Origin of the sequence: Rhodococcus sp. FH8 (assembly GCF_019266085.1) — a bacterium.
Classification (GTDB): domain Bacteria; phylum Actinomycetota; class Actinomycetes; order Mycobacteriales; family Mycobacteriaceae; genus Rhodococcus_F; species Rhodococcus_F qingshengii.
In genome coordinates this window covers 621-8,407 of the sequence record NZ_LPNQ01000056.1, presented here as the reverse complement: position 1 = coordinate 8,407, position 7,787 = coordinate 621, and the positions used below count along the sequence as shown (strand labels likewise).

9 protein-coding genes are annotated in these 7,787 nt (G+C 63.1%); 4 read left to right on the top strand and 5 right to left on the bottom strand.

The annotated features are described in order from the left end of the window. Positions 1-226 (top strand): helix-turn-helix transcriptional regulator (locus ATN38_RS02670; RefSeq protein WP_218747552.1); only part of this gene is annotated, 226 nt, incomplete at its 5' end. A gap of 16 nt (positions 227-242) precedes the next feature. Here ATN38_RS02670 and ATN38_RS32580 read toward each other — a convergent pair. Then, positions 243-587: a hypothetical protein gene (locus tag ATN38_RS32580; RefSeq protein ID WP_073513720.1), complete on the bottom strand. Its 345-nt coding sequence runs from the start codon at positions 585-587 to the stop codon at positions 243-245. 123 nt (positions 588-710) lie between these two features. Here ATN38_RS32580 and ATN38_RS02665 point away from each other — a divergent pair, with 123 nt between their 5' ends. Next, positions 711-1,877, top strand: a complete 1,167-nt coding sequence (locus ATN38_RS02665) for a site-specific integrase (RefSeq protein ID WP_003943392.1) — start codon at positions 711-713, stop codon at positions 1,875-1,877. Between the two features lie 13 nt (positions 1,878-1,890). Here ATN38_RS02665 and istB read toward each other — a convergent pair whose 3' ends face one another. The 4 genes from istB to ATN38_RS02645 form a co-directional block, all read right to left on the bottom strand. Beyond that, a complete protein-coding gene (gene istB / locus ATN38_RS02660) occupies positions 1,891-2,595 on the bottom strand; it encodes an IS21-like element helper ATPase IstB (protein WP_003943401.1) in 705 nt (234 codons plus the stop codon). A gap of 14 nt (positions 2,596-2,609) precedes the next feature. Then, positions 2,610-4,286 (bottom strand): IS21 family transposase, encoded by a 1,677-nt coding sequence (gene istA / locus ATN38_RS02655; RefSeq protein WP_209923458.1) that lies wholly within the window; start codon positions 4,284-4,286, stop codon positions 2,610-2,612. Between the two features lie 197 nt (positions 4,287-4,483). Next, positions 4,484-4,840, bottom strand: coding sequence for a type II toxin-antitoxin system PemK/MazF family toxin (locus tag ATN38_RS02650; RefSeq protein ID WP_003943396.1), 357 nt, complete (start codon positions 4,838-4,840; stop codon positions 4,484-4,486). Further along, positions 4,837-5,049 carry a ribbon-helix-helix domain-containing protein gene (locus ATN38_RS02645; RefSeq protein ID WP_003943374.1) on the bottom strand — a complete coding sequence of 71 codons (213 nt, stop codon included), beginning with the start codon at positions 5,047-5,049 and terminating at the stop codon, positions 4,837-4,839. The genes ATN38_RS02650 and ATN38_RS02645 overlap by 4 nt, the downstream gene beginning before the upstream one ends. A gap of 898 nt (positions 5,050-5,947) precedes the next feature. Here ATN38_RS02645 and ATN38_RS02635 point away from each other — a divergent pair. Together ATN38_RS02635 and ATN38_RS02630 are read left to right on the top strand one after the other, a co-directional pair. After that, entirely contained in the window at positions 5,948-6,364 is a 417-nt protein-coding gene (locus tag ATN38_RS02635) for a transposase family protein (protein ID WP_073513843.1), read from the top strand. A 12-nt stretch (positions 6,365-6,376) separates the two neighbouring features. Further along, positions 6,377-7,441 carry an IS630 family transposase gene (locus ATN38_RS02630; RefSeq protein WP_054186956.1) on the top strand — a complete coding sequence of 355 codons (1,065 nt, stop codon included), beginning with the start codon at positions 6,377-6,379 and terminating at the stop codon, positions 7,439-7,441. Positions 7,442-7,787 lie beyond the last annotated feature (346 nt).

Below are 7,787 nucleotides of genomic sequence, written 5' to 3'. Positions count from 1 at the left end.
GCTGGAGATGTCGGCGGCGTCGGTGTCGGCGCTGTTCACCAAGGAACCCACCCAGATCAAGATGACGACGCTGATCGCGTTGTGCACTGCCTTGCAATGCACTCCGGACGACTTGTTCGAGATCGACGCCACTCCCGTCGAGCGTCCTGCCGATCCGCCAATTCGACCGGCGCCGACGCAGCGCCAAGCCGTCAACGCCCGCGGCCGCTCGCTTCCGCCGATGTGACGCTTCGACCTGGAAGTCATTGCAGAACATGGGTAAACGCCAGCGTGACTGTGCCGAGTGCGGCGGACCGGTGGGCATCATCGGCCGCGACCTGTGCTGCCGGTGCACCGCCCGCGCCAAGGACGCGGCCGCCAAGCAGCCGTGCCCTGACTGCAGCCGCAGTAGGGTGCTGGTCGTCGAGACAGGTCGTTGCGTGATTTGTTCCCGCCGGTGCGCGCAGTGCGGTCACAAGGTCCGCTTCGCGGAGGCCGTGTTGTGCCGGGGCTGCCAACGCAAAGCCGACCTGCAAGCTCGGCAACAGGACTGTCCGCGGTGCGGCAAACCCGGGTATCTGCGCGTGGACACCGGCTGGTGCGGTCACTGTTCGAGGCCGCGCCCTTCGAAGAAGCCCCCGCGCGTCTGCGTCGCCTGTGGCGTGTTGCGTCGCCATGCTTGCCGCGGCATGTGCTCGCGATGCTGGCAGCGCCATCCGGATCGGCCGCATGTGGCCGGCGAACATCTCCTAGCACGTCTTGCCGACCCGCCGGATTGGCTGCCCGGCCTGATCACCTGTCTCGCCGACGGCTATTCGCCAGGCCGTGCGTGTGTGGCGGTCACCGAGCTGGGGCGACTGCTCGACGACGAGCACTCCAATCATCCGCCGTCCCTGCTCGACAGGGCACGCCGCTCAGGCCGTTCCATGGGTCCGCTGGCCAGATCGATGCAAGATTTCTTCACCGAACACGGGCTGGCGATGCCGACCGACCACAACGAGCGACTCGCCGCCGGCCGCCGGCAACGGCGGATCGAAGCGGCCCCTGAACCGCTGCGACCGGCAATCGCAGGATTCGCCGAGTTCATGCTTACCGCCAAGGCCCGTGCTCGCCGGGCCGGAACACTGCCCCGCAGCGATTCGACCATAGAGGCCGCACTGGCGGCCGTTCGAGATTTCGCTTCGTTCTTGAACAGTGAACGCGGGAAACAAGATTGGGCGACCGTCGAGCTCGGCGACGTCGAGGCGTTCCTAGTTTCCCTGCCGAAGTCGCGCCAGCGAAGACTCACCGTGCTGCGCCAGTTTTTCCGATTCGCGCGCAGTCACCGTCTGGTCCTTGTCGATCCGACGAAGAGCCTGGACAGGAAAGAGGCCAAGGGTTTTCGTGGCCGGACGCTCACTCTCGAGCAACAACGCCGGTTGTTCCAGCGGTGGACCACCGACCTGCTGGTGCATCCGCATGAATCCCTGGTCGGCATCCTCGCCTTGCTGCATGGCGCTTCCAGTCGCGAAGTCCGGCTGCTGACCTGCGACGATGTCGATCCGCTTCGACAGACCGTCAGGCTTGGCGAGCGACCGCATCCGGTCCCGATGGACCCGGCGAGCTGGACGATCGTGCAGCGCTGTTTGGCCCAGCGCGCCTCCTGGCGCACCGCCAATCCGCACGTCATCGTCACCAAAGGGACCAAGGCCGGACGGTCACCCGCATCGGTCGCCTATCTGAGTCATGTGCTCGACGATTGCGGGTTCGGCCCGCGGATGATCCGCTGCACTCGCCTTATCGATCTGGTCAACACCATGGATCCGAAGCTCGTCGCCGCGGCATTCGGCATGACCGCCGAGGCCGCCATGATCTACCTGGCAGACTTCGTCGACCCCACCCGACTGCCGAACCCGTGAAACTTCGGCGCGACTACGCACAGATTCGCGCGAACATGTGCGCTTTGGAGAACGACTCGTTCGACGCGATCGCGACGGAATTTTTCTCCTCCCGTTCGGTCAAAACCTGGAAGAGCAGCTCAGCGCCTCGCTTGTCGAGTTCCATGTAACCGAGCTCGTCCAGCAAAAGTAGATCCACTCGCCCGTAACGGGCGATCGTGCGAGCGAGTTGTTTCTCGTCGGCGGCTTCGACGAGCTCGTTGACCAACCGGGTCGCGAGGACGTATTTGACGCGGTAACCGTGCTCGGCGGCCGCAGCCCCGAGCCCGATGAGGAGATGCGATTTCCCGGTTCCGGAGTCCCCGATCAAACACAGGGGTTGGCCTTTGCGGATCCAGTCGCCGGTGGCGAGGGTTCCAATGGTCGCGGGATTGATATTGGGGTTGGCATCGAAATCGAAGTCTGCCAACCACTTTTCGCGAGGAAACCCCGCTCCCTTGATTCGCCGCACCACACTTCTGCGGTCACGGTCGTCGCATTCGGAAAGCAGCAACTCCGCCAGAAATCCGTAGTACGAAAGCTGGTCCTTGCGGGCGGCAGTGGCGGCGTCCTCGACGACGGCACGGATGGTGGGAAGTCGTAGTCGGCGGCACGCTTGATCGACCGCGGCGGTGGCGGCCTCCTCGGTCAAACCTCGGCGGCGCAACGTGGTGGAAACCGTGACGGATTGACGAACCATTCTCGGGCCTTCTTTCACTCGGCTCGGGCAGCGGGCTGGGCGGGATTGCGGCGTTCAGGTAGTCGCAGGAGTTGGTCGTAGTGATCGACCGTCGGCGCAGGCCGAGAATCGGCCGGCAGACCAGCGATGACCGCTGCCGGATCGGCGAGACGACGTTGGGTCAAGCTGACAACGCGTTGCTCCCGGCCGCTGCGACGAGCAACGAGATGACGGCCTGAATCAGACCCAGCCGCATCGACCTCCAATGATGCGTGGCGGCGGGCTTCGACCGCGACGACATCAGCGGTGACTGCGCCGACGGTCAGAGCTTCTTCAATGCCGGCGATCACGTCATCGCTATCGATGGTGCGGTGCAGGAGCAGGACATCGATGAGTTGGCGGGTTCCGCCGGCATCACCGTCAGTTTTTCTGGCCGCGGCCCAGAATGCGTCATGACTCGAGGTAAATGTTCCGTTCCTGCGGGCAGCGGCCAAAGCGCTCGCCCCTGGCAGGGCGCCGGGTTTGGTGCGCAACACTTCGAGGTAGTGGTCGAGATCGAGGCTCTGACCGCCCCGGGCGATGACCCGTTGATGGCGAGCGATCACCGCCCGGCCGTCGAAGACCACCACTTCCGACGCCCGCAACGAGACTCGCACTTGTCTGCCGATGAAACGTGCTGGGACAGAGTATTTCGCCATTCGCACCGTGATCAACGCTGACCGATCGACTCGTGGTTCCAGCGACAATCCCGGGTCGAAGCCCTCGCTTGGAACAGGTAGCAGGAGCGGTGCTTCGACGGCGAAATCCTGCCCGACAGTGCGTATCCGGTCATTGATTCGGCGGCCGTTATCTGCCGTGTCCCAAGCGCGGATCTTCTCGTTGAGCTCATCGAGTGAGTTGACAACGGGCATCGGGGACAACCTGTTTCGGCGGAACCGGCCCACCTCGCCCTCCACGCCGCCCTTCTCGTGCGCCCCCGAGATACCAGGCTGGCAGTAAAACGGGTCGAACCCGAAGTGCGAGCGGAACAGTACCCATCGCTGGTTCTCCACCCGCGCTCGGGAGGAGCCGTAGATCACTTTCTGCACAGCACTGGTCAAATTGTCGTAGCGGATGTGACGGGTGGGGACACCGCCGATTTCCTCGAACGCGGCGATATGGCCTTCGAGGAACGCTTCCTGCCCTTGCGTCGAGTACACGCGGTGCACAGCTTTTCCCGAGTGTGAGAGGCGGAAGGCGAACATATGGCATTTGGTTTTCACCCCGGCCAAGATCACCCACACTTCACCGAAATCGACTTCCGCCTCGGCTCCGGGAGCATGTTCCTGCGGGACGAACACTTCGATGCGACGTCCGGCTTCGACGTCGATCTGTGCTCGCCGAACCCGCACGTAGTCACGCACCGTCGAATACGAAAGGTGCTGCGCTCCATGTTCGTCGGCCAGTCTGGCGAGGATTCGGCGGGCCGTGTGGCGTTGTTTTCGTGGTGCGTCGATATCGGCGGTGAGCATGGCGTCGATCGCGGCTTTGAACGGATCGAGCTTCGGTGAACAACGCACCGGAACTTTTCTCGGCGGCGGCTCCGCCTGCGCCAACGCCATCCGCACCGTTGCCCGGCCAACCTGGTGGCGGCGGGCCAACTGCCGGATCGAACACCCCTCGACCCGGGCATCACGTCGAATACGAGCGAACAACTCCATTCGAGTCTCCATCACTGCCCTCCAGCAGTTGCTGGCATCCGAACAAGCCAGATGCCACAACACTGAGGTGGGCTCAGCTCAAACCGTCACTACCGGTCCGGCGAGTCGCAGATGGGCCTGGGTCTAGCCGTCACGGTGGTCTCGACTCAAGCTGTCATAAACACGCACCCCGACGATCGAGGCGATCACCCGGCCCCAACAGCACCAAGTTACTGCAGATCGAGGTGCAGCCGCAGCGCGTCCTCGAGTGCGGCGAAAGTCTCCATCCCGACCTTGCCGACAGGTTCAGGATCCAGACGCCGAACCGATACCGAACGCACTTGCTCCGCTTGCGCTTTCGACGCTCGCGCCAAACCTGACTCGTCGGACTCGACAATCACCTGAAACGGAAACACGTGCGCGGTATTGGTAGTCAACGGAACCACGGTGATCACGCCCCTGCCGAGATTTTCTGCAGTAGCGTTGGCCCGGTCGTTGCTCACCACCACCGCCGGTCGTCGTTTCGCCGCTTCACTGCCCTGCGCCGGATCGAGATCCACCCAGTGAATGTGCGCGCGGCGAATCATTCGGTGTCTGCCGTGACAGCGTCCCACACTTCATCTACGTCACCTTCAGCAAACGCTGCAGCGTAGTCACGTTCGAGTCCGGACGTCGAGAGTAGGCGGAGTGCGGCTCGAATTCCTGCCGACCGGCCACGAAGTCCGTGATCACGCACATACTCGTCGAGTAGGTGCGCATCCTCGTCAGGCAGACTTATGGTAAATTTCGTGGTCATACTTTAAGCGTACCAAAGTATGATCTGGTGGTCACCGTGAAACGGCTACACCGCTCACCAGTAAGAAAGAGCCCATTACCACCCCGACGCGTCTCCGAACCTCATAGCCACCCGGAGATGCCGTCCTGATTTGATGTACCTTCACGGTCAACAATCCTGCGATCTGGACGAGCACCGTCAACATCATTCAGGAGTGGTGACCCAGGACCAGATCGCGGACGTTTCGGGGACAGCGACCCGCGACTGCGCTAGCGAGGTGGCAGAAGTTGGTCCAGAAGAACCTTGGCACCGGTAAGCGACAACGCTCGATTAGCCCGACGCAACTCACGTAACGCGACCAAAGGTTGCTCCGAAGCAGAAATTCCCTCCGACTCCAGTACGTCTACAGCCCAACGCGTTCCGGCTTGGACCGCTTCATGCTCGGTCCCGCCGAACACGTCGGCCAGATTCTTCCTGCCGCCCACAGGACGGCGCGCCGCGACAGCAACACCCACCACTAAAGCCAGTGCGTATAGAGCGCGATCACACCATGAAGGCCACCGCCGATCTACCGGGAGCGCCCGACGCAAACTCCGCTCTTGCAGGGCTCGGCACTGAACAAGTCTCAGCCAACCGACGGCACTTCGGTGATGGCGTCGGCGGTCACGAGCATGTCGATCTCGACGCTGTTGGTTCCCTCGCCATCGGTGACGCGCACAGTTACCCCTGCCAGAGCCATTGGTCGTCGTGCATTTCCGCCCAGAATTTCAATTCAGATAGCGACTTCCATCGAAACTGGTTGTTACACAGTCACTTAAGAGGCTCTTCGCGCTTGAGCGGGGTGCCCGGTAGTTGATGGGGCTCGTGGCCCCGACATGCTGTTGGTCTCTCACAACGCGACAACAGCGAGGCCACGAGCATGAACGAGGGTACGTCAGTGCTGCTCGGGCTGGAGGACGAGTTCACCGTCCTGCAGCTCGAACGAATCGATGCCGACACGGTGCGTGTCGTCATCGAGGTCATCGACCCGGAGGGCGCCTGCCCCGAGTGCGGGGTGCTCACCTCAAGGATCAAGGAGCGGCCACTGGTTCGAGTCAAGGACTTGCCTGCCTCCGGCCAAAGAACCGATCTGTGGTGGCTCAAACGGCGCTTGGTGTGCCGCGAACCGGCCTGTGGGACAGCGACATTCACGCAGCAGTCCCGCGCTGTGCCGGCACGGTCGCGGCTCACGACCCGGCTACGAGAGAAGAACGGTTCGGCGATCGCGTCGGGCAACCGCGCCGTCAGCGAGGTCGCTAGTGCCGCGCGCCTAAAATTCTTTGACAGTGCGATTTGAGATACTTCAAGCATGCGGATTAAGCCCCTACTCTTGCGAGACGGCGACGATCTCGAGTTGGCCCGACGACTGCGGTCGAGGTCGATCTCCTCCGGTGCGGCGCAGCGAGCGAGGATTGTTTTGCTCGCATCTCAAGGTGAGTCGAATTCGTCGATCGCGGAACTGGTCGGGGTGTCGCGGCCGACGGTGATCTCCTGGCGCGCCCGCTACGACGTAGACGGCTTGGCCGGCCTCGAAGACGATGCGCGTTCGGGGCGGCCGCGTAGCCTCGATCGCCGGGAGATCGTCTCCGCGACCTTGATGCCGCCGCCGAAGAAATACGGTGTCACACACTGGAGTTCGCGCCTGCTCGCGAAACATTTGGGGATCGGGTACGGCACGGTCGCACGGATCTGGCGCGAGTACGGTGTGCAGCCTTGGCGCAGTGAGACATTCAAGTTTTCCACCGATCCGGAACTGGTCGCGAAGGTCACCGACATCGTCGGGTTGTATCTCGATCCGCCCGAGAACGCGATCGTGCTCTGCGTGGACGAGAAATCGCAGATCCAGGCATTGGATCGGACCGCTCCGACGTTGCCGATGCAGATCGGAATGCCCGAGAAGCAAACCCACGACTACATCCGCAACGGCACCACCACCTTGTTCGCGGCGTTGGAGATCGCGACCGGAAAGGTGACCGGGATCTGCCGGCCGCGACACCGTCACCAGGAGTTTCTGGTGTTCCTCAAACATGTCGCACGCGCGTATCCGAAGCAGGAACTGCACTTGGTGATGGACAACTACGCCACCCACAAGAAGGCCGAGGTCCGCGAGTGGCTGGCTGCGAATCCGCGGATCCATGTTCATTTCACCCCGACGTCGGCGTCGTGGATGAACCTCGTCGAGGTGTGGTTCGGGATCATCGAACGCCAAGCGATTCATCGCGGAACTTTCCGCAGTGTCCGCGAACTGACGGCGAAGATCCGAGAGTTCATCAACGGGTGGAATCCGCGGGCGCAGCCGTTCGTGTGGACGAAAACCGCCGAGCAGATCCTGGTGAAAGCTGACCGTAAAACAACTTCAAACTCGGGGCACTAGCGAGTACCAGGTGGCGTGGTCGACCGCGCACCGGGCGCTCATCGCACTGGCCAACCAGTGGCTGCCCGAGCCGGAACCCACCCGCGTGCTCGGCATCGACGAGACCCGCGCCCGGTCGGTGCGCTGGGTGCTCGAAGAGGCCGGCTGGACACGGTCGAACCCGTGGATGACCTCGTTCGTCAACGCCGACCCCACCCTGCCCGGGCACCTTCTCGGGCTGACCCCGGGACGCTCCGGGGCGTGCGTGATCGACTGGCTCGCGCTGCAGACACCCGCGTTCCGGGCCGGCATCGACCTGGTCGTGATCGACCCGTCCGCGCCGTACGCGGGCGGGATCCGCACCGCC